Annotated in this window: 23 protein-coding genes; 4 read left to right on the forward strand and 19 right to left on the reverse strand. The window is 72.2% G+C overall.

Annotated elements, in window-relative coordinates:
• Positions 1-173 precede the first annotated feature (173 nt).
• From dapB to rimP, 16 genes are all read right to left on the reverse strand, one after another.
• A complete protein-coding gene (gene dapB / locus Ade02nite_RS03330) occupies positions 174-917 on the reverse strand; it encodes a 4-hydroxy-tetrahydrodipicolinate reductase (RefSeq protein ID WP_203759998.1) in 744 nt (247 codons plus the stop codon).
• Positions 914-1,834 carry a phosphatase PAP2 family protein gene (locus Ade02nite_RS03335; protein ID WP_239168491.1) on the reverse strand — a complete coding sequence of 307 codons (921 nt, stop codon included), beginning with the start codon at positions 1,832-1,834 and terminating at the stop codon, positions 914-916. The genes dapB and Ade02nite_RS03335 overlap by 4 nt, the downstream gene beginning before the upstream one ends.
• Before the next feature lie 83 nt (positions 1,835-1,917).
• Positions 1,918-3,249, reverse strand: a complete 1,332-nt coding sequence (locus Ade02nite_RS03340; RefSeq protein ID WP_203760000.1) for a M16 family metallopeptidase — start codon at positions 3,247-3,249, stop codon at positions 1,918-1,920.
• 6 nt (positions 3,250-3,255) lie between these two features.
• Entirely contained in the window at positions 3,256-5,616 is a 2,361-nt protein-coding gene (locus Ade02nite_RS03345; protein ID WP_203760001.1) for a polyribonucleotide nucleotidyltransferase, read from the reverse strand.
• A 192-nt stretch (positions 5,617-5,808) separates the two neighbouring features.
• A complete protein-coding gene (rpsO, locus tag Ade02nite_RS03350; protein WP_026206975.1) occupies positions 5,809-6,078 on the reverse strand; it encodes a 30S ribosomal protein S15 in 270 nt (89 codons plus the stop codon).
• Positions 6,079-6,190: 112 nt separating this feature from the next.
• Positions 6,191-7,117, reverse strand: a complete 927-nt coding sequence (locus tag Ade02nite_RS03355) for a bifunctional riboflavin kinase/FAD synthetase (protein ID WP_203760002.1) — start codon at positions 7,115-7,117, stop codon at positions 6,191-6,193.
• A 93-nt stretch (positions 7,118-7,210) separates the two neighbouring features.
• Positions 7,211-8,092 carry a tRNA pseudouridine(55) synthase TruB gene (gene truB, locus Ade02nite_RS03360; RefSeq protein ID WP_203760003.1) on the reverse strand — a complete coding sequence of 294 codons (882 nt, stop codon included), beginning with the start codon at positions 8,090-8,092 and terminating at the stop codon, positions 7,211-7,213.
• 60 nt (positions 8,093-8,152) lie between these two features.
• Complete coding sequence (locus Ade02nite_RS03365) at positions 8,153-9,487, reverse strand: MATE family efflux transporter (RefSeq protein WP_203760004.1); 1,335 nt, start codon at positions 9,485-9,487, stop codon at positions 8,153-8,155.
• A gap of 448 nt (positions 9,488-9,935) precedes the next feature.
• Positions 9,936-11,069, reverse strand: a complete 1,134-nt coding sequence (locus Ade02nite_RS03370) for a DHH family phosphoesterase (RefSeq protein ID WP_239168488.1) — start codon at positions 11,067-11,069, stop codon at positions 9,936-9,938.
• Positions 11,066-11,533, reverse strand: a complete 468-nt coding sequence (gene rbfA, locus Ade02nite_RS03375; RefSeq protein WP_203760005.1) for a 30S ribosome-binding factor RbfA — start codon at positions 11,531-11,533, stop codon at positions 11,066-11,068. The genes Ade02nite_RS03370 and rbfA overlap by 4 nt, the downstream gene beginning before the upstream one ends.
• An 85-nt stretch (positions 11,534-11,618) precedes the next feature.
• Positions 11,619-11,912: a DUF503 domain-containing protein gene (locus Ade02nite_RS03380; protein ID WP_203760006.1), complete on the reverse strand. Its 294-nt coding sequence runs from the start codon at positions 11,910-11,912 to the stop codon at positions 11,619-11,621.
• 34 nt (positions 11,913-11,946) lie between these two features.
• Entirely contained in the window at positions 11,947-12,966 is a 1,020-nt protein-coding gene (locus Ade02nite_RS03385; RefSeq protein ID WP_203760007.1) for a TRM11 family SAM-dependent methyltransferase, read from the reverse strand.
• Positions 12,967-13,030: 64 nt separating this feature from the next.
• Positions 13,031-16,099, reverse strand: coding sequence for a translation initiation factor IF-2 (infB, locus tag Ade02nite_RS03390; RefSeq protein ID WP_203760008.1), 3,069 nt, complete (start codon positions 16,097-16,099; stop codon positions 13,031-13,033).
• A gap of 120 nt (positions 16,100-16,219) precedes the next feature.
• Positions 16,220-16,627: a YlxR family protein gene (locus Ade02nite_RS03395; protein WP_379037127.1), complete on the reverse strand. Its 408-nt coding sequence runs from the start codon at positions 16,625-16,627 to the stop codon at positions 16,220-16,222.
• A complete protein-coding gene (gene nusA / locus Ade02nite_RS03400) occupies positions 16,605-17,621 on the reverse strand; it encodes a transcription termination factor NusA (protein WP_203760010.1) in 1,017 nt (338 codons plus the stop codon). The genes Ade02nite_RS03395 and nusA overlap by 23 nt, the downstream gene beginning before the upstream one ends.
• Positions 17,618-18,241 carry a ribosome maturation factor RimP gene (rimP, locus tag Ade02nite_RS03405; RefSeq protein ID WP_203760011.1) on the reverse strand — a complete coding sequence of 208 codons (624 nt, stop codon included), beginning with the start codon at positions 18,239-18,241 and terminating at the stop codon, positions 17,618-17,620. Before rimP ends, nusA begins: the two co-directional genes overlap by 4 nt.
• A 187-nt stretch (positions 18,242-18,428) precedes the next feature.
• Between rimP and Ade02nite_RS03410 the strand changes: the two genes are divergently transcribed.
• From Ade02nite_RS03410 to Ade02nite_RS03420, 3 genes are all read left to right on the forward strand, one after another.
• The gene (locus tag Ade02nite_RS03410) at positions 18,429-18,884 is read left to right on the forward strand and encodes a hypothetical protein (protein ID WP_203760012.1); all 456 of its coding nucleotides are present in this window, start codon (positions 18,429-18,431) and stop codon (positions 18,882-18,884) included.
• The gene (locus Ade02nite_RS03415) at positions 18,881-19,306 is read left to right on the forward strand and encodes a ferritin-like domain-containing protein (protein ID WP_203760013.1); all 426 of its coding nucleotides are present in this window, start codon (positions 18,881-18,883) and stop codon (positions 19,304-19,306) included. Before Ade02nite_RS03410 ends, Ade02nite_RS03415 begins: the two co-directional genes overlap by 4 nt.
• 62 nt (positions 19,307-19,368) lie before the next feature.
• Positions 19,369-20,076 carry a nucleotidyltransferase family protein gene (locus tag Ade02nite_RS03420; protein WP_203760014.1) on the forward strand — a complete coding sequence of 236 codons (708 nt, stop codon included), beginning with the start codon at positions 19,369-19,371 and terminating at the stop codon, positions 20,074-20,076.
• Here the strand turns inward: Ade02nite_RS03420 and map are convergent.
• Positions 20,073-20,930, reverse strand: a complete 858-nt coding sequence (map, locus tag Ade02nite_RS03425; RefSeq protein ID WP_203760015.1) for a type I methionyl aminopeptidase — start codon at positions 20,928-20,930, stop codon at positions 20,073-20,075. The genes Ade02nite_RS03420 and map overlap by 4 nt on opposite strands.
• Before the next feature lie 121 nt (positions 20,931-21,051).
• On the opposite strand from map, the gene Ade02nite_RS03430 reads away from it, so the two are divergent.
• Positions 21,052-21,366 carry an STAS domain-containing protein gene (locus Ade02nite_RS03430; RefSeq protein WP_203760016.1) on the forward strand — a complete coding sequence of 105 codons (315 nt, stop codon included), beginning with the start codon at positions 21,052-21,054 and terminating at the stop codon, positions 21,364-21,366.
• On the opposite strand, the gene Ade02nite_RS03435 is transcribed toward Ade02nite_RS03430, so the two are convergent.
• Together Ade02nite_RS03435 and Ade02nite_RS03440 are read right to left on the reverse strand one after the other, a co-directional pair.
• The gene (locus Ade02nite_RS03435) at positions 21,353-24,862 is read right to left on the reverse strand and encodes a SpoIIE family protein phosphatase (RefSeq protein WP_203760054.1); all 3,510 of its coding nucleotides are present in this window, start codon (positions 24,860-24,862) and stop codon (positions 21,353-21,355) included. The genes Ade02nite_RS03430 and Ade02nite_RS03435 overlap by 14 nt on opposite strands.
• A 145-nt stretch (positions 24,863-25,007) precedes the next feature.
• Positions 25,008-25,790: a gamma-glutamyl-gamma-aminobutyrate hydrolase family protein gene (locus Ade02nite_RS03440; RefSeq protein WP_203760017.1), complete on the reverse strand. Its 783-nt coding sequence runs from the start codon at positions 25,788-25,790 to the stop codon at positions 25,008-25,010.
• Positions 25,791-25,799: the final 9 nt, after the last annotated feature.

Raw genomic sequence — 25,799 nt, forward strand, 5'->3', positions numbered from 1 at the left:
ACGCCATCCCCCGCCGCGCAACCCCCACAGGGCGGCCCCAGCCGACCACCCCGATATCCACAACCACAGTTATCCACAGCCCACCAGCACGATCTTGCGACGGCGCAGGACAATGACGCTGTCCAGGCGGGGGCCCCCTGGGGAGGGCGGGCGCTGTGTGGGGTGAGAGCCGATCAGTCGAGGAAGCTGTCCAGGCCGATCGTGAGACCAGGCCGGCCGAGGACCTTGCGGACCCCCAGCAGCACACCCGGCATGAACGAGACCCGGTCCAGCGAGTCATGCCGGATCGTCAGCGTCTCCCCCAGGCTGCCGAAGAGCACCTCCTGGTGCGCCACCAGCCCCGCCGCCCGAACCGCGTGCACGCGCACCCCGTCCAGGTCCGCCCCGCGGGCTCCCGGCACTTCCTCCTTGGTCGCGTCCGGCATCGGGCCCAGACCCGCCGAGGCTCGGGCTTGCGCGATCAGCCGGGCCGTGTGGGTTGCCGTGCCGCTCGGGGCGTCCAGCTTGCGGGGGTGGTGCTGCTCGATGATCTCGGCCGATTCGAAGTAGCGGGCGGCCTTGGCGGCGAACTGCATCATCAGGACCGCGCCGATGCCGAAGTTCGGGGCGATCAGCACGCCGGCCGACGGCTTCTCGGCGAGCCAGGCGCGGATCTGCTCGTGGCGCTGCTCGGTGAAGCCGCTGGTGCCGACGACGAAGCTGATGCCGCGTTCGAGGCCCCAGCGCAGGTTGTCCATCACCGCGCCGGGGTTGGTCAGGTCGATCAGCACCTGGGCGTCCGCCGCGGCGTCGAGCGGGTCGCCCCGGCCGATCGCGGCCACCAGCTCGAGGTCGGCGGCCGCCGCCACGGCCTTGCACGCCTCCGAGCCCATGCGGCCCTTGGCGCCGAGTACACCCACGCGGATCGGTTCAGTCACTGCGACAACTTAACCGGTGGCTCGATCGGTGTGCCGCGAGCCCCACGCCGGTTGCTCCACCAGCGTTCCGCGAACCCGACGACGGCGAAGGTCATCGCCACGTACAGCCAGCCCACCAGCACGTCGATCACGTAGTGCTCGCCGGTGTAGACGAGCGTGAAGGTCATCGCCAGCGGGTAGGCGAGCAGCAGCGGCCACCAGCGCCGGCGCACCATCGGCAGGAAGAAGGCGACGGCCAGCATCGCGTACGCGGTGTGCAGGGACGGCATCGCCGCGACCGGGTTGGACTGCTCGACCTGGAGCGCGTTGAGGGTGTTGCCGGCGCCGTGCAGGCCGAGCACGTCGAGGCCACGGGACGAGAAGCGCACCACGCGCTCGGGGAGGTAGCCGTAGTCCGAGGCCCACCACGGGGGCGCGGCCGGGTAGAGGAAGTACGTGATCAGCCCGGCCATGCTGAGGAAGATCCAACGGCGCATGAAGCGGTACGAGAGCCCGCGGCTGCGCACCCACAGGATGACCGCGACCGTGGGCACCGCGAGGAAGTGGGAGATGTAGACCAGCGTGGTCACGACTTCCCACCAGGGCACGTGGTCGCGGTCGTAGAGGTGCTGCTGGAGCCAGATGGTCGGGATGCGGCCGCCGGTGAGCCAGCCGAACAGCTTCTCGTCCGCGTCGATCATGAACTGGACGTGTGGCGCGAAGAGCTTGTCGGCCGAGCCGCGCGAGACGTTGTAGAAGACCAGCAGCAGCACGACCGGCAGCCAGTCGCGCAGGAAGAGCAGGTGCTCGCGCCACGGCCGGTAGTTGCGCCAGGCGATCGTGGCCAGCCACAGCCAGCCGAACGCGGTGAGCGGGTCGCTGGTCGGCACGCCCACCAGGGAGACGAAGCCGACGAACGCCGCCGCCCAGATCAGCATGCCGATGATCCGGCGGCGGCGCTGCCCGGGTGTCACCTCGGGCGTGGGCGTCGGCTTCTCCAGCGTCGTCACGGGGTCCAAGGTTAGCGAGCGGTGAACTCGGCCTCGTCGAACGGTCCCACGACGGCCAGCGACATCGGCTGGGCCAGCAGGTCCGCCGCGATCGCGTTGACCTCGTCGGCGGTGACCGCGTCGACCCGGCCGAGCAGCTCGTCGACGGACATCAGGTCGCCGTGGAGCAGCTCGGACTTGGCCAGCCGGCTCATCCGCGAGCCGGTGTCCTCGAGGCCGAGCACGTACGCGCCCTTGACCATGCCCTTGCCGCGGGCGATCTCCTCGGCGTTGACGCCGTCGGCGGAGACGCGCTCGAGCTCGGCGCGGATCAGGTCGAGCACCTCCTCGACCTTGCCGGGCGCGCAGCCGGCGTAGACGCCGAAGAGCCCGGCGTCGGCGTACTGGCTCGCGTACGAGTAGACCGAGTAGGCGAGGCCGCGCTTCTCCCGGATCTCCTGGAAGAGCCGGCTCGACATGCCGCCGCCGAGGACGTTGTTGAGCACGCCCAGGGCGAAGCGGCGGTCGTCGCGCCGGCCGATGCCCACCCCGCCGAGCACGACGTGGGCCTGCTCGGTGTCGCGGTTGCGGACGACCGTGTGGGCACGCTGGGTGGGGACCCGCTTGGAGCCGGTACGGGGACCGGCGGGCTCGGCCGGCGACGTGTCCAGCGCCGTGCCGGCGAGGGCCTTACGGACCAGCCGTACGACTGTCGCGTGGTCGAGGTTGCCCGCCGCCGCGATGACGATGTGCGGGGCCGTGTAGCGCCGCTTGTAGAAGCTGTTGATCTGGGCCCGGGTCATCGGGGTGATCGACTCCTCGGTCCCCGAGATGAGGCGGCCCAGCGGGTGGTCGCCGAAGATCGCCTCGGTGAAGATGTCGTGCACCTCGTCACCGGGCTCGTCCTCGTGCATGGCGATCTCTTCGAGGATGACGCCGCGCTCGGTCTCCACGTCCGCCGGCGCGATGATCGAGTCGGCGACCGCGTCGCACATCACGTCCACCGCGAGCGCCAGGTCGGCGTCGAGCACCCGTGCGTAGTAGCACGTGTACTCCTTCGTGGTGAAGGCGTTGGTCTCGCCGCCGACGGCCTCGATCTCGGCCGAGATCTGCAGCGCCGTGCGCTTGTGGGTGCCCTTGAAGAGCAGGTGCTCCAGGAAGTGGGAGGCGCCGGACATCGCCGGGGTCTCGTCACGCGAACCGATGCCGACCCAGATGCCGAGCGAGGCGCTGCGGGTGGTGGAGATGGCCTCGGTGACGATGCGCAGACCACTGGGCAGCACGGTGCGCTTCACGCCGTCCTGCAGGGTCTTGGTAGAAACGCGGGCCGGCCTTCCGGCCGACCCGCGGGATGTCGCTGTCACTGCTGGTTACTCGCGGCGCTCGCCACGGTCACCGCCGCGCTCGCCGCGGTCGCCACCGGAGCGCTGCCGGCGACGGCGGGGCTCGCCACCGCCCTCGCCACGCTCGCGCGGCTCACGCGCCGGACGGCCCTCGCCCGACCCGGAGGCGGCGGGAGCGGCCGCGGGGGCCTCCTCGCCCTCGGGGCGGACCTTGTCGAGGTAGATCTTGCCGCGCTGGTCGATGTCCGCGATCGAGACCTCGACCTTGTCGCCGACGTTGAGGAAGTCCTCGACCTTCTCGACCCGCTTGCCGTCGCCCACCTTGGAGATGTGCAGCAGGCCGTCGCGGCCGGGCAGCAGCGAGATGAACGCGCCGAACGCGGCCGTCTTGACCACGGTGCCGAGGAACTTGTCGCCGACCTTCGGCAGCGTCGGGTTGGCGATCGCGTTGATCCGCTCGACGGCGGCCTCGGCCGACGGGCCGTTTGTCGCGCCGACGTAGATCGTGCCGTCGTCCTCGATGGAGATGTCGGCGCCGGTCTCGTCCTGGATCGCGTTGATCGTCTGGCCCTTGGGGCCGATGACCATGCCGATCTTGTCGACCGGGATCTTGACCGAGGTGACCCGCGGAGCGTACTCCGACATCTCGGCCGGCGCGTTGATGGCGGCGGCCATGACCTCGAGGATCGTGGCGCGGGCGTCGTGCGCCTGCTGGAGGGCACCGGCCAGCACGTCCGACGGGATGCCGTCGAGCTTGGTGTCCAGCTGCAGGGCGGTGACGAACTCGCTGGTGCCGGCGACCTTGAAGTCCATGTCGCCGAACGCGTCCTCGGCGCCGAGGATGTCGGTCAGCGCGACGTACTGCGTCTTGCCGTCGACCTCGTCGGAGATGAGGCCCATCGCGATGCCGGCGACCGGCGCCTTCAGCGGCACGCCGGCGCTGAGCAGCGACAGCGTCGAGGCGCAGACCGAGCCCATCGAGGTCGAGCCGTTCGAGCCCAGCGCCTCGGAGACCTGGCGGATCGCGTACGGGAACTCCTCGCGCGTCGGCAGCACGGGCACGAGCGCCCGCTCGGCCAGCGCGCCGTGGCCGATCTCGCGGCGCTTCGGCGAGCCCACCCGGCCGGTCTCACCGGTCGAGTAGGGCGGGAAGTTGTAGTTGTGCATGTAGCGCTTGGACTTCTCGGGCGCCAGGGTGTCGAGCGCCTGCTCCATGCGCAGCATGTTGAGGGTGCTGACGCCGAGGATCTGCGTCTCGCCACGCTCGAACAGCGCCGAGCCGTGCACCCGCGGCAGCACGCCGACCTGGGCGCTCAGCGGGCGGATGTCGCGCGGGCCGCGGCCGTCGATGCGAACCTGCTCGCGCAGCACGCGCTGACGGACCTCGCTCTTGGTGACCGAGCGGAAGGCCGCGCTGATCTCCTTCTCGCGGCCCTCGAAGCGCTCGTCGAGAAGCTCGTGCGCCTTGGCCTTGACCAGGTCGAGAGCCTCCTCGCGCTCCTGCTTGGCAGCGATCTTGAGCGCCTCGGCGGTCTCCTCGCGGACGGCCTCGGCCACGGCCTGGAAGACGTCGTCCTGGTAGTCGAGGAAGACCGGGAACTCGACGGCCGGCTTCGCGGCGACCTCGGCGAGCTCGCTCTGGGCGCGGCACAGCTCGCGGATGGCGGGCTTGGCGGCCTCGAGACCGCTCGCCACGACCTCCTCGGTGGGGGCGGTGGCGCCGGCCGCGATCAGCTTGACCGCGTTCGGGGTGGCCTCGGCCTCGACCATCATGATCGCGACATCGGCGCTGTCGCCGTCTCCGACGACTCGTCCCGCGACGACCATGTCGAAGGTGGCCCGCTCGAGCTCCTCGATGGTCGGGAACGCGACCCACTGGCCGTCGATGTGCGCGACGCGGGTCGAGCCGATCGGGCCGCTGAACGGCAGGCCGGAGAGCTTGGTCGACATGGAGGCGCCGTTCATGGCGACCACGTCGTAGGGGTGGGCGGGGTCGAGCGCGAGGACGGTCTCGACGACCTGGACCTCGTTGCGCAGGCCCTTGGTGAATGACGGGCGCAGCGGCCGGTCGATCAGGCGGCAGGTGAGGATCGCGTCCTCGCTGGGGCGGCCCTCGCGGCGGAAGAACGAGCCGGGGATGCGGCCGGCCGCGTACATCCGCTCCTCGACGTCGACGGTCAGCGGGAAGAAGTCGAAGTGCTCCTTCGGCGCCTTGCTCGCGGTGGTCGCGGAGAGAACGGTGGTGTCGCCCAGCTGGACGATGACCGAGCCGGCGGCCTGCTTGGCCAGGCGGCCGGTGGAGAAAGTCACCTCGCGGGTGCCGAACGACCCGTTGTCGATGACGGCGGTGCGAGATTCGGTGCCGAGAGCGGTGTTCTGCTCTGTCATGTGGTGCGGTACTCCTTCGTCGAGGACCCGGCGGTCAACACAGCGCGGTGGGAGGCTGCCGGTCTTCGATCGAAGTGCCCAGGACTGGGGCCTGGGAACCACTACCGAGGACCGGTGGCTTGCCTGCGTACCGCGCGGGTCCGTGGGTATTGCTCGGGGGAGCGGCCCTGTGGCCACTCCCCCGGGGTCAGGCTATCGGCGCAGGCCGAGGCGCTCGATGAGCGACCGGTAGCGCTGGATGTCCTTCTTCTGAACGTAGTTGAGCAGGCGGCGGCGACGGCCGACCAGCAGCAGCAGACCACGACGGCTGTGGTGGTCGTGCTTGTGCACCTTGAGGTGCTCGGTGAGGTCGGCGATCCGCTTGGTCAGCATCGCGACCTGGACCTCGGGGGATCCGGTGTCGCCGTCCTGCGCCTTGTACTCGTCGATGATCTTGGTCTTGGTCTCTTGATCGAGCGCCATGTTCTCCGAACTTCTGTGTTGCCGAGTGACTCGGACTCCGCACCCGCGGCGTCGGGCAGGCACGCGGAACCGTTCGCTGGTAGTCCAGCGTCGCGTCAACCCTACCAGGCAGTCACCGAAGCAACACTCGGGTCTCTTCCACGTCCTCCCGGATCTGGGTGATCAAGGGCTCGATGGCGTCGTACGTGCGCTGTTCGCGCAGGTGGGCGACGAAGTCGAGGCTGACCCGCTCGCCGTAGAGATCACCGTCGAAGTCGAGCACGTACGCCTCGACGCGGCGCTCCCGTCCCTCGAAGGTGGGATTTGTGCCGATTGAGACGCTGGCGGGCAGGCGCGTGCCGTCGCCCCGCAGGAACCAGGCGGCGTACACCCCGTCGGCCGGAATCGCCGCGTACCGATGAGTCATGAGGTTGGCGGTCGGGAAGCCGAGCTCGCGCCCGCGCTGATCGCCCCGGACCACAACCCCGGTGACCTGGTGCGGCCGGCCGAGGGCGTCGGCGGCCGCGCGGACATCGCCGGCGTCGACACAGCTGCGGATGTAGGTCGACGAGAAGACCAGCCCGTCCTCGGAGACGAGCGGAGCGTCCTCGACGGTGTAGCCGAACGACGTGCCGAGCCGGTCGAGCAGGGCCACGTCACCGGCCGCCTTGTGCCCGAACCGGAAGTTGTCGCCGACCACCACGACCGCCGCGTGCAGCGACTCGACCAGCACGTCATGGACGAACGCCTCGGGCGACAGCTGCGAGAACGCCTTGGTGAACGGGACCACGCAGAGCGCGTCCACGCCCAGCTCCTCGATCAGCTCGGCCTTGCGCACCGGCTCGGTCAGCACGGCCGGATGCGACCCGGGCCGCACCACCTCGGCCGGGTGCGGGTCGAAGGTCACCACGACGGACTGGAGCCCGAGATCGCGGGCGCGCTTCACGGCGTGCCCGATGATCGCCTGGTGGCCGCGGTGCACCCCGTCGAAGACGCCGATCGTGACGACCGACCGGCCCCAGCCACCCGGAACCGACTCGAAGCCCCGCCACCGCTGCATGTCCGCGCACCCCTTCGGTGTTCGCCCGTTAGCGGTACTCAGCGTATCGGGCTCGGCGCCCCGCCCCGGCCCGGGCGTATCAGGCGTGACGCGTCACGCCGGAGCCAGGACGATCTCGGCGCGGGCGCGGCCCTCCCGCTCGGAGACGATGGCGAGCACGTCACCGTTCGGGGCGAAGACGGCGTACGGCCCCGCGATGCCGACCGGGGCGAGCGGGCCGCCGTGGCTGAGCACGCGCGCCTCGTCGGGGGTGGCCTCACGCTGCAGGAACGCCTGCCGGGCGGCCTCGGACATCGGGAGCGTGACGACGTCGGGCTCCCGCTCGGCGAGTTGGTCGAGGGTGAGCGCCTCGTCGAGCGTCATGCCACCCACGGCGGTGCGCCGCAGCGCGGTGAGGTGCCCCCCGACGCCGAGCGCCGCACCGAGGTCCCGCGCGATCGACCGGATGTACGTGCCCGAGGAGCAGGTGACCTCCACGTCCACGTCGACGAAGTCGCCCACCCGCCGGATGGCCGGCACGTCGAGCCGCGAGATCGTCACCCGCCGCGCCGGCAGCTCGACCTCCTCGCCCTCACGGACCCGCTTGTACGCGCGCTGGCCGTTGATCTTGATGGCGCTCACCGCGCTGGGCACCTGATCGATCTCGCCCCGCTGCCGGGCCAGCCCGTCCCGGATCGCGTCGTCGGTCACACCGCCCGCCGGCACGGTCGCCGTGATCTCGCCCTCGGCGTCGTCGGTGATCGTCGACTGCCCGAGCCGAATCGTCGCGGAGTAGCTCTTCTCCGACCCGATCACGTACGTGAGCAGCCGCGTGGCCCGATTGACCCCGATGATCAGCACGCCGGTCGCCATCGGGTCGAGCGTCCCGCCGTGCCCCACCCGCCGCGTCTTCGCCAGCCGCCGGATCCGGCTGACCACGTCGTGCGAGGTCATCCCCGCGGGCTTGTCCACCACAATCAGTCCGTCGGCACTCACCCGACCACCTTAGGGTCCGGCCGCGGGCGCTCCGCTCCCAGCCCGTCGCGCGCTCCGCCGTCAGCCGGCCTGGGCCGCCTTGAGCTCCGCGCCGACCACTGCCCAGCGGGCCGAGCGCCAGCGCCACACCGTGCCCGCGAAGCGGATGCCGATCAGCAGGGCGAGGCCGGCCCACACGCCGCCGAGGCCGAGGTCGAGCCAGTAGGCGATCCAGATGGCCGGCAGGAAGCCGAGCAGGGTGGCGGCCAGGGTGATGTTGCGGAGGAAGCGGACGTCGCCGGCGCCGATCAGGACGCCGTCGAGGGCGTAGACGATGCCGGCGAAGGGCATCAGCGCGATGAACCAGGGCCAGACGATCGCGGCCTGGTCGTGCACCGCCGGATCCGAGGTGAACCAGCCGGGGATCACGCCCGCGCCGGCCGCCGCCAGGGCGGCGAAGGCCACGCCGGCCAGGGCGCCGGCGATCGTGACGCGCCTGGCGATGTCCTGGGCCGTCTTCGCGTCCTCCGCGCCCAGGGCCGCGCCGACCAGCGACTGGGCGGCGATCGCCACCGCGTCCAGCGCGAGCGCGCTGAAGAACCACAGCTGCAGCGCGATCTGGTGGGCGCCGACCGCGGCCACCCCGAAGCGGCTGGCGACCGCCGTGGCCGACAGGAAGCAGACCTGGAAGGAGGCGCCGCGGATCAGCAGGTCCCGGCCGAGCACCACCTGCTGGACGATGACCTGCGGGACGGGGCGCAGCGCGCGGGTCTCGCGGACGAGCGCGGCGACGAAGAGGCCGCCGGAGACGGTCTGTGCGGCGACGTTGGCCACCGCGGAGCCGTTCAGTCCCCAGCCGGCCGGATAGACGAGCAGCGGGCAGAGCACCGCGGAGAGGACGTTCGCGCCGAGGACGTAGAGGAGCGGGCGCCTCGTGTCCTGGACTCCGCGCATCCAGCCGTTACCGGCGGCGGCGAGCAGCAGGCCGGGGATGCCGAGCGACGCGATCCGCAGCCAGTGGGCGGCGGCGTCGGCGGTCTCGGGGTCGCCGGCCAGGGCGTGCACGAGCGGGCCGGCGCCGATCTGGGCCAGCAGGACGAGCAGGGCGCCCAGCGCGAGCGCGAGCCAGGAGGCCTGGACCCCTTCGGCTACCGCGGCGGCACGGTCACCGGCGCCGAACCTGCGGGCGGCGCGGCCGGTGGTCCCGTACGCCATGAGCGCGCCGAACCAGGCGGCCACCGACATCACGCTGCCGCTGACAGCCACCGCGGCGAGGGGCACGGCGCCGAGGTGTCCCACGACCGCCGTGTCGACCAGCACGTAGAGCGGCTCCGCCGCGAGCACGACGAGCGCCGGCAGGGCCAGCGCGGCGATCCGTCGCGCCGAGGCGGGAGAGGGCTGGGCAGGCGGGCTCATGGTTTGTCATGATGCCCGCCCAGCCGTAAGGAGCGCAAACGGCGCTGGTGCTTACTGGCGCGTGTCCATCGACGTCTGCAGGGCGCGGCGCGCGGCCTCGCGGGCTTCGTCGGTGGCGGGGGGCTTCTGCTTCGCAGCCATGATCGTGGTCCTTCCACGGTGGGTGGAGACGCGGCGCGACGGCGCGCCTGAGGTCGGTCGAGCGGGGCGTCGCGAGGGCCGGTCCGGGATCGCCGGACGTCTGGCAAGGGCGACGCTGCCCGGGCGGGTGGGCCCGGGTGGCTCGAGGTTCCGCGGCGGGCAGTGGTCACGACCGCGCAAAACCAAATCACCGTTCAGGTCCCAAACTATCGTTCAGGTCCGGGAAGTGAGGCGCCGTTCCCATCCAGCGGGACAAACAAAAGGGCCGGCGTCGCCGAAGCGACACCGGCCCGGGGCCCGGAACTGCCTATTGCGTGAGCGCGCCCTCGAGCAGGTCCTTGACCTGCTGGACGACCTCTTCGGGGCTGCCGTGGCCGGTGAACCCCGCCGCGAGGCGATGACCGCCGCCGCCCAGGGCCACCGCGACCTTGCTGACGTCGACCGCGCCCTTCGAGCGCAGCGACACGGCCCACTCCCCCGCCTTCATCTCCTTGACGAGCACCGCCACGTCCGCCTCGGCGACGCTGCGCACGGGGTCGATCAAAGACTCCAGCACGTACGGCTTCTGGGCGTGCCTTTCCAGGTCGGCCTGGGTCGCCCAGGTCCAGACCAGGCCGCGCCCGCCCGCGGCGCCGGCGTCGAGCCGGGCCCGGCCCAGCACCTCGCCGGAGAGCTTCATAGCACCGAAGGGACGCGTGTCGAAGATGCGCCGGGAGATCTCGGCGGGGCTGATGCCGGTAGCGATCAGGCGGGCGGCGAGCTCGTGCACCTCGGGCGTGGTCAGGTCGAACTTGAACGAGCCGGTATCGGTCGACAGCGCCACGTAGAGGCACTCGGCGATCTCGGCGTCGAGCGGCACGCCCAGCCGGGTCAGCAGGGCCTCGGCGACCACCGAGGTCGCGGCGGCGCGCGGGGCGACCAGGTTGATGCCGCCGAAGCCGGTGTTGGAGGCGTGGTGGTCGAGCACGATCACGACCGGCGCGACGGGCAGCAGCTCGACCAGGGCGCCGAGCCGCGACTCCGCGGCCACGTCGAAGATCAGGACCAGGGCCGGCGCGCGGTAGGCCTCGTGCTCGGGCACGAGCAGGTCGCTGCCGGGCAGGCCCTTGTAGGGCTCGGGGACGTCGAAGTCGCCGGGGAAGGTGGCCCGCAGGCGGGTGAGGCCGAGCCGGCGCAGCCCGAGCGCGAAGCCGAGCATGCTGCCGAGCGCGTCACCGTCGGGGTTGACGTGGCAGATGAGCTGGACCTCGTCGTCGGGGCCGAGCGCGCGGATCGCGTCGACCGCGGCGGCCCACTCGAGGTCGGCCACCCCGCCGATCACGGCCGGGGCGCGGTCGAGACCGTCGGAGACGGGCGCGGCACCGCCGAAGGACCACGCGGAGGCCGGCCGGGGCACGCCCCCGGGGGCCATGCCCCCGGGGATGCTGGAAACCGCAGTCACCCTTGGTCCTCGCGGGCACCGACCCGCTCGGTGTCGTCCTCGTCCTCGTCGTCGTCCGAGCGGTAGGGGTCGGGGTCGCCCGCGTACTGCTTGCCGGCGGCGAGCCGCTGCACCTCCTGGTCGCGCAGGCGCGCCTCGGCGAGCAGCTCGTCGATCTCCTTGGCGTGGTCTTGCACGTTGTCGAGCACGAACGTGAGGCTCGGCGAGTGGCGCAGGCCCAGGGCGTGGCCGACGCGACTGCGCAGCATGCCCTTCGCGCTCTCCAGAGCCGCCTTGGTGGCCGCCTGCTCGGTCGGGTCGCCGAGCACCGTGTAGTAGACGGTCGCCTCGCGCAGATCGCCGGTGATCCGCGCGTCCGTGATGGTCACCATGCCGAGCCGGGGATCTTTGATCTCACGTACCAGCGATGCCACCAGCTCCCGTACGCGCTCAGCATGACGGCGCGTCTTGGCCGGGTCCGACATATCGCCCACCTCCGACTGTGCTTCCGCGGGTCCGAACCGCCCCCGCCCAACTGCTGAAGCCTACCCACCCAGGGGGAAGGCTGAACTAGTCGTCCTCCCCGTAGAGACGGCGCTTGACGGACAGGAGCTCGATCTCGGGGCGGCCCGCGACCTGGTGCTCACAGGTGTCGATGACGGCACGCGCCTGCGCGGGCTCGGCGGCGACCACCGCCACCCCGAGCAGCGCCCGCCCGTGCAGGTCGTGAAAGCCCACCTCGGCGGCGCTGACCTCGTATTTCTTCAGCATCGCGAGGATCGGGCGGACGTAGGAGCGCTTCTGCTTGAGCGAGCGGGAGTCGCCGGGCAGGAGCAGGTCGAACACTGCGGTTTCGGTATACATCAGCGGGAAGGCTACCGCCGGGGTACGACACTTCTCACCGGGTTTTGCGAGCCACCAGCACATCCCGTTCGATGCCCTGGTCCACCCGGTGCTCCAGGGGCAGCTGGGGCACGATCTCCAGCCCGTTGGCGAGCAGGATGTCCTCGGCCAGCTCGCGCCTGGCGACCTTGGTGTTCCAGGACAGGCCGACCGCCCCGCCCGGGCGCAGCAGCGGCAGCCACTGCGGCACGGCGCGTTCCAGCAGGTCCAGCGGCCGCCGCGAGATGCCGCCCTCGTCGTGGCTGCCGTGCGCGATCCCGTACGGCAGGTCGGCGACCAGCACGTCGGCGACCCCGCCGCGCAGCAGGCCCTCGAGCTGCGTGGTGTCCGCCTGCACGACGGTGACCTTTTGCACGGCGCCGGCCCTGTGGTCGTCCTTGCTGGCCGCCAGCGTCACCTCCAGCCGGCGCGCGGCCCGCTTGCCCTGCCGCCGCACCGGCACGAGCTCGGCGGTGTGCTTGAGGCGCTTGCGCTTGAGCCAGGTCTGGAGGAACAGCTTGTACGCCTCGACGTCCTTGCCGTCGATCTCCACGCCGACGCCGTCGTAGCCGTACATGAGCGCCTGGTTGAGGGTCGTCCCGCGGCCGCAGAGCGGGTCGAGCACGGTCAGGTGCCCGTCGAGCATGCGGCCGGCCGAGGCCGAGGCGAGCAGGGTGAGGTTGAGCACGAGCTTGGTGAACTGCTCGTTGGTCTTGCCGGCGTACTTCGGGATGGTGATCAGGTCACTGTCGTAGCGGGCCAGCGGCGTCAGCTCCAACGGCCGCAGCAGATCGTCGACCTGCTCGAACAGCGCGTACGCCGACGACAGGTTCGACAAATACGCGATGTCCCGCGCGCCGAGGGTCCCGGAGAAGGTCAGGTACTCCACTCCGCCGAGCAGGGTCACGTCGAGGTCCGAGATCTCGGACGAAAGCACCGGCCCGAAGGCGGCGAGCTCGGCGCGGGCAAGCCGAGAGGCCTGATCGGCGTAGACGCGATTGGCGGAGGGAGCGAGGAGCAGGGCGTACCGGGACATGGGTGCCATTTCAGCAGAACGGCCCCCGCGCCTGAGCGCAGGGGCCGTCCTTACCGCCGATCTATCAGACTCGCGGCTTCTCGCGCATCTCGAAGGTCTCGATCACGTCGCCGACCTGCGGGGTGCCGAAGCCGCTCAGGGTCAGACCACACTCGAAGCCCTCGCGGACCTCGGTCGCGTCGTCCTTGAAGCGGCGCAGCGAGCTGATCGTGACGTTCTCGGCCACCACGACGCCGTCCCGCAGGACGCGGGCCTTGGCGTTGCGGCGGATGAGACCGGAGCGGACCATACAGCCGGCGATGAGACCGATCTTGGACGAGCGGAAGACCTCGCGGATCTCCGCCGTGCCCTGCTCGACCTCCTCGTACTCCGGCTTGAGCAGGCCCTTGAGCGCGGCCTCGATCTCCTCGATGGCCTGGTAGATCACGCTGTAGTAGCGGATCTCCACGTTCGCCCGGTCGGCCATCTCCTTGACCTTGTTCGAGGCCCGGACGTTGAAGCCGATGATCGTGGCGGTCGCCTCGGAGGAGGCGCTCGCCAGGTTCACGTCGCTCTCGGTGATCGCACCGACGCCGCGGTGGATGACCTTGAGCTGGATCTCGTCCGGAATCTCGATCTTGAACAGCGCGTCCTCGAGGGCCTCGACCGAACCGGACGAGTCGCCCTTGATGACCAGGGTGAGCGAGGTCTTCTCGCCCTCCTTGAGCTGCTCCATGAGCGTCTCGAGGGTCGCCTTGGTCGACGAGTTGGCGAAGCTGGCCGCACGACGGCGGGCCTGCCGCTGCTCGGCGATCTGCCGGACCGTGCGGTCGTCCTCGCCGGCGAGGAACGTGTCGCCCGCGCCCGGCACCGAGGTGAGACCGAGGACCAGCACCGGGCGAGCCGGCAGCGCCTCGGCCACCTGCTGGCCGTTCTCGTCGAGCATGGCGCGGACGCGGCCGTGCGCGCCGCCCGCCACGATCGAGTCGCCGGCCCGCAGCGTGCCCTTCTGGACCAGGACGGTCGCGACCGCACCACGGCCCTTGTCGAGGTGCGACTCGACGATCGCGCCCTGCGCCGAGCCGTCGACCGGAGCGGTCAGCTCCAGCGAGGCGTCGGCGGTCAGCAGGACCGCCTCGAGCAGGTCGTCGATGCCGATGCCGGGCTTGGCAGCGACGTTGACGAACATCGTGTCGCCGCCGTACTCCTCGGCGAGCAGGCCGTAGTCGGCCAGCTGCTGGCGCACCTTCTCGGGGTTGGCGTCCGGCTTGTCGACCTTGTTGACCGCGACCACGATCGGCACCTCGGCCGCCTTGGCGTGGTTGAGCGCCTCGACCGTCTGCGGCATGACGCCGTCGTCGGCCGCGACGACCAGGATCACGATGTCGGTCACCTGGGCACCACGGGCACGCATGGCGGTGAACGCCTCGTGACCCGGGGTGTCGAGGAAGGTGATCGCCCGGTCCTCGCCGTTGTGGTCGTAGTGGACCTGGTAGGCGCCGATGTGCTGGGTGATGCCACCCGCCTCGCCGGCGACCACGTTGGTCTTGCGGATGGCGTCGAGCAGCTTCGTCTTACCGTGGTCGACGTGACCCATGACGGTCACGACCGGCGGACGGGTGACCAGGCGGTCCTCCGCCACCTCGGCGTCGAGGTCGATGTTGAACTGCGCGAGCAGCTCACGGTCCTCGTCCTCGGGGCTGACGATCTGCACGTTGAAGCCCAGGTGCTCGCCGAGCAGCAGCAGCGTGTCGTCGGAGCACGACTGCGTCGCCGTCACCATCTCGCCCAGGTTGAACATCTCCTGGACCAGCGAGCCGGGGTTCGCGTTGATCTTGTCGGCGAAGTCGGAGAGCGACGCGCCGCGGGAGAGCCGGATCTCCTGCCCGTTGCCCCGCGGAGCGCCGGAGCTCATCTGCGGAGCGGACAGGTTGTCGAACTCTTGACGCCGCTGCTTCTTCGACTTGCGGCCACGGGTCGGCCGGCCACCCGGACGCCCGAAGGCACCCGCGGCACCGCCGCCACGACCGCGGCCGCCGCCGCCGGGACGGCCCGGAGCGCCGGCACCGGCCGGAGCGCCGCCGCCACCGCCACCGGGGCCACCGCGGTAGCCACCGCCACCGCCGCCGCCACCGGGACCGCCGCGGTAGCCACCGCCACCGCCGCCGCCACCGCCGGGACGGAAGCCGCCACCGGCACCGCCGCCGCCACCGGGACGGAAGCCGCCACCGGCACCGCCACGGCCGCCGCCACCGCCGCCGGGACCGCCACGGCCGCCGCCACCGGGGCCCGGACGGGGACCGGCGGGACGCTGCGCGGGCATGGAGGCGGGGCTGGGCCGCGGCGGCATCGAGGCAGGGCTCGGCCGCGGCGGCATGCCCGGCTGGTTGGGCCGGGGCATCGAGGCGGGCGACGGACGGGGCGCGTTGCCACCGGAGACGCCGAACGGGTTGTTACCCGGGCCACGCGACGGCGGGCGCGGGGTGTTGCCACCGGCCGGGCCGGGGCGCGGGCCGGACGGGGCGCCCGGCGTGGCCGTGCGGCCGGCCGCGGGAGAACCCGGGCGCGGCGGGACCGCGCCGGGGCCGGGGCGAGGGCCGCGAGGCGCGGCGCCACCGTCGGCCGGGCGCTGCTGCGCCTGGCGCTCGGCGGCCTGGGTGCGGGCGGCCTGAGCGGCCTTGACCGCGGCCTCCTGCTCGGCCTTGAGCGCCGAGGCACGGGCCTCTGCCGCGGCGACCTCGATGTCGTGGGCGCTCGCCGGCTTGGCGACCGGACCGGGCGTGGGGCCCGGGCGGCCGGCCGGCGGCTTCGGACGCGCGAACTGGCCGGGCGACGGCGCGGGCGACGTCGGGGCGCTGGGCGCGCTCGACGCGGGACCGGGCCGGCGGGGCGGCTGGGGGCGCGCTGCGGGCGGAGCCGGGCGAGCCGCGGACGGCGCGCTGGGCGCAGCACTGGCAGCGGGCGCGGACGGGGCGGGCGCCGCGGGAGCGGAACCTGCCTCGAGGGCGCCACGCAGTCGCCGGGCCACCGGGGCCTCGACGGTGCTGGATGCGGACTTAACGAACTCGCCCATCTCCTTGAGCTTGGCGAGAACGGTCTTGCTGTCGACCCCGAGCTCCTTCGCGAGCTCGTGTACGCGGGCCTTTCCTGGCACTGCACTCCTCACTTCGAGGTCGTGCGAGCGCACCCGCAACGACCTCACTCGTGCACTAGAAGCCTGTTCATCTCAGGGACTTCATCGTGTGCTCATCTGGGTCGTCCTACCTTGCTGGGTTCATGACGGGGCCACCGTGGCCTCGTCATCGGTCGTTCCGCACGGCCATGCCGTACGGATGTGCTCGGCCAGCAATCCGGTGTCAGCAACACCGGTGAGACGCAGCGCGCGCCCGAAGGCGCGGCGCCGCTCCGCCAGCGCGAAGCAGGCCGGATCAGGATGCAGGTGTGCTCCCCGGCCCGGCAGTCGGCGGCCCGGATCGGGCTGGAGCCGGAGATCATCCCCGGAGCCGGCCGCGACGAACCGAATCAACGCGGAGGCCGGCGCGCGCTTGCGACAACCGACACATGTCCTGACAAAGTCAGTACGTGCGCTGACCGAGTCAGGACGTGTCGGGCCGACCATGAGAAAGTCTACTCCTCGCACGTGCCCAACGCGTATCCGGTCAGCTTCCCGCCTCCGCCGCATCGCGGTCGGACGCGGGAGCCGGCTCGTTGTCCGGCCGGATGTCGATGCGCCAGCCGGTGAGCCGCGCCGCGAGCCGCGCGTTCTGCCCCTCCCGCCCGATCGCCAGCGAGAGCTGGAAATCGGGCACTGTCACCCGGGCCGTGCGGCTGGCCGCGTCGACCACCTCGACCCGCAGCGCCTTGGCCGGGGAGAGCGCGTTGCCCACGAACTGGGCCGGATCCTCCGACCAGTCGATGATATCGATCTTCTCGCCGTGCAGCTCGCTCATCACGGCGCGGACCCGCTGGCCCATCGGGCCGATGCAGGCGCCCTTGGCGTTCACGCCCGGCACTGTCGAGTGCACCGCGATCTTCGTACGGTGACCTGCCTCACGCGCGATCGCGGCGATCTCGACGGTGCCGTCGGCGATCTCCGGCACCTCGAGCGCGAAGAGCTTCTTGACCAGGGCCGGGTGCGACCGCGAGAGGGTCACCTGGGGGCCGCGGAAGCCCTTGGCGACGTGCACCACGATCGCCCGGATGCGGGAGCCGTGGTCGTACGTCTCGCCGGGCACCTGCTCGGACTGCGGCAGCACCGCCTCGATCTTGCCGAGGTCGACGATGACGATGCCCTTCTCGGCCCGCGCGGCGTCCGCCTGCACGATGCCGGTGACCAGGTCGCCGTCGCGCCCCGCGTACTCGCCGAAGTGCTGCTCGTCGGTGGCCTCGCGCAGCCGCTGGAGGATGACCTGCTTGGCGGTCATCGCCGCGATGCGGCCGAAGTCGTGCGGGGTGTCGTCCCACTCGCGCACGACCGTGCCGTCGGCGTCCAGCTCCTGCGCCAGCACCGACGCGACGCCGGTCTTGCGGTCGATCTCCACACGGGCGTGCCCCTGCGCGCCCTCGGTGTGCCTGTACGCGGTCAGCAGAGCGGTCTCGATCGCCGCCAGAATCGTCTCGAACGGGATCTCCCGCTCGCGCTCCAGGGCGCGCAGCGCCGCGAGGTCGATGTTCACTCCCCGCCCTCCCCATCGTCGGTGTCGGTGTCGTCGTCGTCCTCGTCGCCGAAATCGGCCTCGTCGAGCCGCTTGAACTCGATCTGCACCTTGCCGGGGCCGAGCTCGGTGTAGCGCAGCTCGCGCGGCGTGCCGTCGACGTCGAGCACGATGCCCTCGTCGTCGGTGTCGATCACCCGGCCGGTCACGCCGTTCACGGCGACCAGCCGGCCCCGGTTGCGCCGCCAGTGCCGCGGCGCGGTCAGCGGCCGGTCGACGCCCGGCGAACCGACCTCCAGTTGGTACTCCCCCGCGAGGACCTCGTCGCCGCGCTCCTCGGCGGCGTCGAGCGCCTCCGAGATCGTGCGGGAGACGACGGCCACGTCGTCCAGGCTGATCCCGCCGTCGGTGTCGACCAGGACGCGGACCACGTGCCGGCGGCCGGCGCGGGCGACGCTCACGTCCTCGAGGTCGTATCCGGCGTCGGCGATCACCGGCTCGATGACGGCGCGAACCCGGGCGCGGGCCGCGGCGAGATCGACGCGCGGAGCGGCGGGAACCCGCTCCTCCGCCTCGTCGCGCCTCTTGCGACCGCCGGGGCGCCCTCCAGGCCGGGCACCGGCGCGACCACGCTGCGTCATCGGGCCTCGACCTTTCCTCAGCATCCAAAGCAACGACTGTATGCCGCCGGGCGAACGCCCCGCGGCTGACGCAGAGCGTAACGCGCCGGTCGCATCGACGGTTCGCCGCCGCACCGATTCCGCGCCATCCGCAGGTCACCGGCCGTACCGGATGGTGTTGACTGGCGCGGTGCTGCAGAGTTGCGACATGGGACACAGCCGCCGGTGGGTGCTCGGCACGGCCGCCGGCGTGGGCGCCGCCGCGCTGACCGGCTGCGGCCTCTTCGACTCCGACGATCCCGAGCCGCCGAAGGCGCCCGACCCGCTCGAGCCGGTGCTCGCGGAGGCGCTGGCCCTCGCCGCCGCGTACGACCAGGCCGTGGTCACCCAGCCGGGCCTGCGCACCCGGCTCGCGCCGCTGGCCGAGGACCACCGCACGCACGCCGCCGAGCTCTCCCGGCTGATCGGCGAGCCGATGCCGTCCGCGCCCGCGCCGAGCGCGAGCGCCGCCGCCGCGGCGACGACCGTTGCGGCGCTGCGGCAGGCGGAGCAGGCGGCCCAGAGGACGGCGGTGGCGGCCTGCAAGGTGGCGCCCGCGGACCGGGCCGGGCTGCTCGGCTCGATCGCCGCGTGCCGGGCCACGCACGCGGAGGCGCTGCGGTGAACGAGCAGCTCGGGGCGGCCCTCGCGGCCGAGGAGGCGGCCATCTACGCGTACGGCGTGATCGGCGTGCACCTGAACAGCAGCGGCGACATCGCCGAGGCGCGCGCCGCCGAACAGGCACACCGGCGCAAGCGCGACTATCTCGTCGGCCGGTTGTCGCAGCTCAAGGCGAGCGCCGCGCCCTCGCCGGCCGGCTACGAGCTGCCCTTCCCGGTGACCGACCGGGCGACCGCGCTGAAGCTCGCGATCCAGGTCGAGGACGGAGTGGCGCAGGCCTGGCGCCCGGTGCTGCCGGCGACCGAGGGCGCGGACCGGGGCACGGCGCTGGCACACCTGACCGAGGCCGCGGTGCGGGCGACGCGCTGGCGCCGGCTCGCCGAGGTCAGCCCCGCCACGATGGCGTGGCCGGGACGCCCCGAATAGTCCGTTCTACCGCTACGCGGCGTAGACCTTTCGCGTACACATTCATCCCACAGAATGACGGGGTGCTGGAGGAGATCGATCTCACCTCGCCCCGGGGACGCCTTGCCGTGCGCCTGCGGGACGTGATCGAACGGCGGTGGACGGCCGAGGTGCAGGCGATCGGGGTGTACGGGTCGCTCGCGCACGGCGACGACCGCGACGGCAGCGACGTCAACCTCCAGGTCGTCACGTACCGCCAGGCGGCCGGCCCGAAGCCCGCGCTGCGCCGGGTCGACGGCATCCTGGTCGATCTCCAGGTGACGACCGCCGACGAGGGCATGCGCCACGCGCGCGACCTCACGCCGCGCTGGCCGCTCATCGCCGACCGGCTGGTGTGCACCCGGGCGCTGCACGACCCGCGCGGCTGGTTCGACGCCCGGCGCGACGCGCACCTGGCCCGGCTCGCCGAGACGCGGCCGCCCGAGATCACCGCCCTGGCCCGGCACGACTGGGAGGTGGCGGCGGCCGCGCACGACCGCGCGGTGCGGCTCGCCGAGTGGTACGAGACCGACGCCGCCCTCGTGATGATCGCCGAGGCCCGGCTGCACGCGGCGCTGGTCGCCGGCCTGCTCAGCCGCACCTACTTCCGCAACAAGGCCGACGCGGTCAAGCGCACCGGCCTGGCCGGCGCCGACGTGCAGGAGCTGGCCTCGGTGCTGAAGTCGCAGGCCGAGGAGCTGACCGCGCGCGGCCGCCCGGTCGACGGCAGCCTCGCCGACCTCTTCGGCTAGGGCAGGGTGAGGATGTCGGCGCCGTCCTCGGTCACCACGAGCGTGTGCTCGAACTGGGCCGTCCACTTGCGGTCCTTGGTGACGACCGTCCAGCCGTCCTTCCAGATCTCGTACTCGTGGGTGCCCAGCGTGATCATCGGCTCGATGGTGAAGGTCATCCCCGGCTCCATCACCGTGTCGAGCCGCGGATTGTCGTAGTGCGGGATGTAGAGCCCGGAATGGAATGTCTCACCGATGCCGTGACCGGTGAAGTCGCGCACCACGCCGTAGCCGAACCGGCGCGCGTACGCCTCGATGACCCGGCCGATCACGTTGATCGGGCGGCCCGGCGCCACCGCCCGGATGCCGCGCATCATCGCCTCGTGGGTGCGCTCGACCAGCAGGCGGGCCTCGTCGCCGACCTCGCCCACGCAGAACGTCGCGTCGGTGTCGCCGTGCACGCCGTCGAGGTACGCCGTCACGTCGACGTTGATGATGTCGCCGTCCTCGATCACCGTCGAGTCGGGGATGCCGTGGCAGATCACCTCGTTCAGCGAGGTGCAGCACGATTTGGGGAAGCCCTTGTAGCCGAGCGTCGACGGGTAGGCCCCGTGGTCGCAGAGGAACTCGTGGACCACCCGGTCGATCTCGTCGGTGGTCACGCCGGGCTTGCAGTGCTCGCCCGCGAGCTGGGTGGCCTGCGCCGCTATCCGCCCGGCGATCCGCATCTTCTCGATGGTCTCGGCGGTCTGGACATGGGATCCGCGCCACTCTTTCGGGCGCTTCTTGCCCACGTACTCGGGGCGGACGATCTGGGCCGGGACCGCACGCCAGGGCGTCTGCTTTCCCGGCACCAAGGGGGCACGAACGGTCATAGGCCCAGCCTATCCCCGGGGTCTCCGGGCGGCCGGTGCGCGGGCCCGGCCCGGTAACAGGTCCGTTGACCACAATCAACCGGTTCTTGCCGCGTTTCCGGCGCTGTGTAATCGTGTGTTCGTGGATCAAGAGGGGGTCGACCCGAACTTCACCGCGACCGGAGTGGTGAGCGCCGACCGGGTCGTCGTGACCGTGACGGGAGAGGTGGACATGTCCACCGCCGACGCGATGTACCAGGCCGCGACCAAGGACAACACGAGCGCGGCCACACTCGACCTGCGCGAGGTCACCTTCTTCGACTCGGCCGCCATCCACGCCCTGCTCCAGCTCGCCGACCGCTTCGGCGAGGGCCTGGTGGTGCACCCGTCCGCGCAGGTGCGCCGGGTGCTGGAGATCTCCGGTCTGTCCACCCAGCCCTGGCTCAAGGAGCGATAGACAGCGGCCTGCGCAGGGTCACCGAGGTCCCGGAGTCCGATCTGCTCACCGACAGCTCGGAGAGCGCGCCGATCAGCGCCAGACCGCGCCCGCGGAAGCCCTCCGCAGCGGTCTCGCGCCAGCGGCCCGAGTCGCGCACGGTGATGACCACCGCGCCGTCCACCAGGGACGCCTCCACTGTGATCACCGGCTCGACCGGGTCGACCGGGTGCTCGATCGCGTTCGCCGCCGCCTCGGAGACCGCCACGGTCAGGTCGAAGACGTCGTCGTCGGGCACGCCGTTGCCGGTGAGGAAGTCCTCGAGCCGCCGGCGCAGCACGCTGAGCCGCCCCGGCTCCGCCGGCAGCCGCAGCACGAACTCGCTGGGCTCGGTGACCTGCAGCGCCAGCAGCGCGATGTCGTCGCGCCGGGTCCGGCGCACGGCCTTGGCCAGCAAGTCGTCCAGCAGGTCCTCGACGTGCTCGGCGGGCTTGGCGGCGTCCGCGGTGAGATCGGCGAGCCCGCTGTCGATACCGATGCGCCTGTCCTCCACCAGCCCGTCGGTGTAGAGCAGCAGCCGGCTGCCGGCCGGCATCTCGGTCTCCAGCGTGGGATAGACGGCGTCGGCGAGGGCGCCGATCGGCGGGCCGAGCGCCGACGTGTAGAGGAACGAGCCCAGGTCGCCCGGCGGCACCAGCACGGGCGGCGGGTGACCGGCCGACGAGTAGTGCAGGCCGCGGGTGACCGGGTCGTACCGCACGCAGACGACGGTGGCGAACTGACGGCGCCCCAGGTTGTCCACCAGGCGGTTGAGTCGCGTCAGGGCCTCACCGCAGTCGAAACCCTCCAAGATGTACGCCCGGAGCGCGTTCCGCAGCTGCCCCATGCCCGCGGCGGCCTGCACACCCTTGCCCACCACGTCGCCGATGACCAGCACGAGCTGCTCGTCCGGGGCGGCGATGACGTCGTACCAGTCGCCGCCCACCTCGGCCTCGTTGCTGCCGGCCAGATAGCGGCTCGCCACGATCGTGCCCGGCATGCGGGGCAGCGACTGCGGCAGCAGGCTGTGCTGAAGGGTGCTCGCGATCCGGTGCTCGGCCTCGTAGAGGCGGGCGTTCTCGAGCCGCAGGCCGATCAGCCGGGCGAGCTGGATCAGCACGGCGGGCTCGAGCGCGCCGTCGGGTGGCGACCACACCCGCAGCTCGCCGACGGTGGCGCCGGACGTGTCCGGCAGCGGCAGCACCGAGTCGGGCTGGGTGCCCGGGGCGGCGCCGCCGTCCACCTCGGCACGGGAGCCGGGCACCGACACCACGACCCGGCCGGCGGTGGTCATCGCCCGCACGTGCTGGGCCGCGACGTCGAGCACCTCCGCCGTGGTGCGCACGGTGTTGAGCGCGGCGGCCGTGTCGACCAGCCCGCGCAGCCGGCTGATGATCTGGCGCCGGGCCTGGCCGAGGTCGAGGTTGGCGCGCACCCGGGCGATCAGGTCGCGCGCCGAGAACGGCTTGACCAGGTAGTCGTCGGCGCCGGCGCCGAGGCCCTCGACCGCGGACTCCTCGCCGGCCCGGGCGGAGAGCACGACGATCGGCACGTCGCGGGTGCGCTCGTCGGCGCGCAGCGCGGCGATCAACCCGAAGCCGTCCAGCCGCGGCATCATCACGTCGGTCAGCACGAGGTCGAAGCGGCCGCGCCGGGTCAGCTCGAGCGCGGCCTGCCCGTCCACCGCGGTGGTCACGTCCCAGTGCGGCCGCAGCAGGCGGGCGACGTGGTCGCGCAGGTCGGCGTTGTCGTCGGCCAGCAGAATCCGGCCCGGACGGCGACCGGCCGGCGGCGGCAGCGGCAGGGTGACCGGCTCGTCCCCGGTCCACCAATGCTCGGCCTCCTCGGCGTACGGGCGTGCGTCGAACTCGGGCGCGATCCGCTCGCCGTCCGGCAGGACGCGGTCGGCGGGCAGGTGGGCCGTCCCGAAGGGCACGCGGACCGTGAAGACACTGCCGCGACCGGGCTCGCTCGCCGCGCTCGCCGACCCGCCGTGCAGCTCGGCCAGCTCGCGGACGAGCGCGAGGCCGATGCCGGTGCCCTCGTGGCTGCGCGCCCACGCACCGGTGACCCGGTGGAAGCGGTCGAAGAGCAGCGGCTGCTGGTCGGCCGGGATGCCCACGCCGGTGTCCTCGACGGACAGCACCGCGTCGCCCGCGTCGGCACCGATCCGCACCACCACCCGGCCGGCGGCGGTGAACTTGACCGCGTTCGAGAGGAGGTTGAGGACGATCTTCTCCCACATCTCGCGGTCGACGTAGACGGGCGCCGACAGCGGCGGCGTCTCCACGACCAGCTCGAGCCCGGCGCGCTCGGCGGCGGACCGGAACGTGCTGGCCAGCCGCCACGTGTAGTCGGCGAGGTCGGTGGCCCGGTACTCGGCGCGCAGGCGGCCGGACTCGAGCCGCGAGAAGTCGAGCACCGTGTTGACGAGCTTGAGCAGGCGCAGGCCGTTGCGCTGCATCGGCAGCAGCCGCTCGCGCTGAAGGGCGGGCAGCCGCGGATCGTCGAGCACGTCCTCGAGCGGGCCGAGGATCAGGGTCAGCGGCGTACGGAACTCGTGGCTCACGTTCGAGAAGAAGTTGGTCTTGGCCTGGTCGAGGGCGGCCAGTTCCGCGGCGCGGGCGCGTTCCTGCTCGTACGCCCGCAGGTTGCCCACCGCCCGCGAGATCTGCGCCGCGGCGAGCTCGAGGAAGTCGCGGTAGCCGCCGCCCAGCTCGAGATAGCGGCTCAGACCGACCACCAGCGCGCCGGCCGTGGCCGTGCCGACCGTGATGGGCAGGACGAGCGCTTCGGCTGCCGCGTCCGCCGGCGGCCGTTCGACGATCTCGGTCAGCGCCACCCGGGCGGGCTGCCCGCTCTCGATCACCTGGCGGACGACCGGGTGCGGGCCGACGGCGTCGTCGAGGACCAACTCGGCGAACGGCGCGTCGGCCGCGTTCTCGCCGAGCACGGCCACGACCTCGGCCGCCAGGGCCGCTTGATCGGGTGAGTCGGCGAGCCGCGAGCCGAGCGCGCTCAGCGTCCGCACGCGGCGTTCGCCGAGCACCCGCCCGGTGGTGTCGCTGACGATGCAGAAGAGCCCGCCCACCTCGCCCGAGTCCAGCCGGATCGGGTCGTAGGAGATGTCGAAGTACGTCTCCTCGAGGAAGCCGTGCCGCTCCAACCGGAACGGGTAGTCGGCGGCCCAGAACGCCTCGTCGCCGGTGACCACGCCGTCGAACAGCGGCTGCAGCACCGTCCAGGCCTCGGCCCACATCTCGCTGCCGGGCCGGCCCAGGTAGCCGGGGTGCTTGCTGCCCAGGGCGTCGATGTACGCGTCGTTGTAGAGCGCGCAGTATTGCGGACCCCAGAACAGGCAGATCTGCGCCCGGGACGCGAGCATGATCGCGACGGCCGTGCGCAGCTCCGCCGGCCAGCCGGCGGGCGGCCCGAGCGGGCTCGCCGACCAGTCGAGCTCGAGCATCCGGCGGCCCATCTCGCCACCGCGCTCGAAGGCGGTGCGCAGCTGAGCCGGGAGGGCGCCGGCCGCACCGCTGCCCAAGGGGACCTCCCCGCGTGACTCACCGGCCGGAGACTGTTCCGCCGGTACGGATAGGCACCGTAACACCGTGCCACGGGTGTCACACGGCGAGCGGCTCCTCCCGTCCGGCGCCCTTGACCGGGGCCCACGTGCTTCCGCCGCCCGACCGCCGCGCCGCGGCTTCCACCAGGCGCGAGAAGACGCGAAGGTCGTTGGTGCGCTCGGGGTGCCACTGCACGCCCACGGCGTACGTCAGTGCGGGATCCTCGATGATCTCGATGACCTTGTCGTCGGGGCACCAGCCGACAGCGGTGAACGAGCCCGGGTCGTCGACAGCCTGGTGGTGGAACGAGTTGACGGTGAGGAACTCGCCGAGCATCTCGTGCGACCGCGAGCCGGGCTGCACCCGCACGTCGTGCCGGCCGTAGGCGGCGGCGCCCGCGGCGAGCGGGTCGGTGCCGGGCGCGCCGCGGTGCCGGTCGTTGCCGAGCACGTCGGGCAGGTGCTGGTGCAGCGTGCCGCCACCGGCCACGGCCATCACCTGCATGCCGCGGCAGACACCGAGCATGGGCAGGTCGGCCTCGATGGCGGCCTTCATCAGCAGCAGCTCGGACTCGTCGCGCTCCTTGTCGATCTCGGTCTCCGGGTGCCGCTCGGCTCCCCAGTACGCCGGGTCGATGTCGCCGCCGCCGCTGAACACGATGCCGTCCAGCGACTCGATGACGTCGGTGCCGGGCTCGTCCGGGGTGATCAGCACGGCTCGCCCGCCGACGGCGTGCACGGCGCGAATGTACGTCATGGGGAGCATGCCCGCCATGAGGTCGTTGCTGCCGTACTGCACCTGCTGGGCGTACGCGGTCATGCCGATCAGGGGCCTGCGCATGCGGTGAGT

This window comes from Paractinoplanes deccanensis (genome assembly GCF_016862115.1).
Lineage (GTDB): Bacteria > Actinomycetota > Actinomycetes > Mycobacteriales > Micromonosporaceae > Actinoplanes > Actinoplanes deccanensis.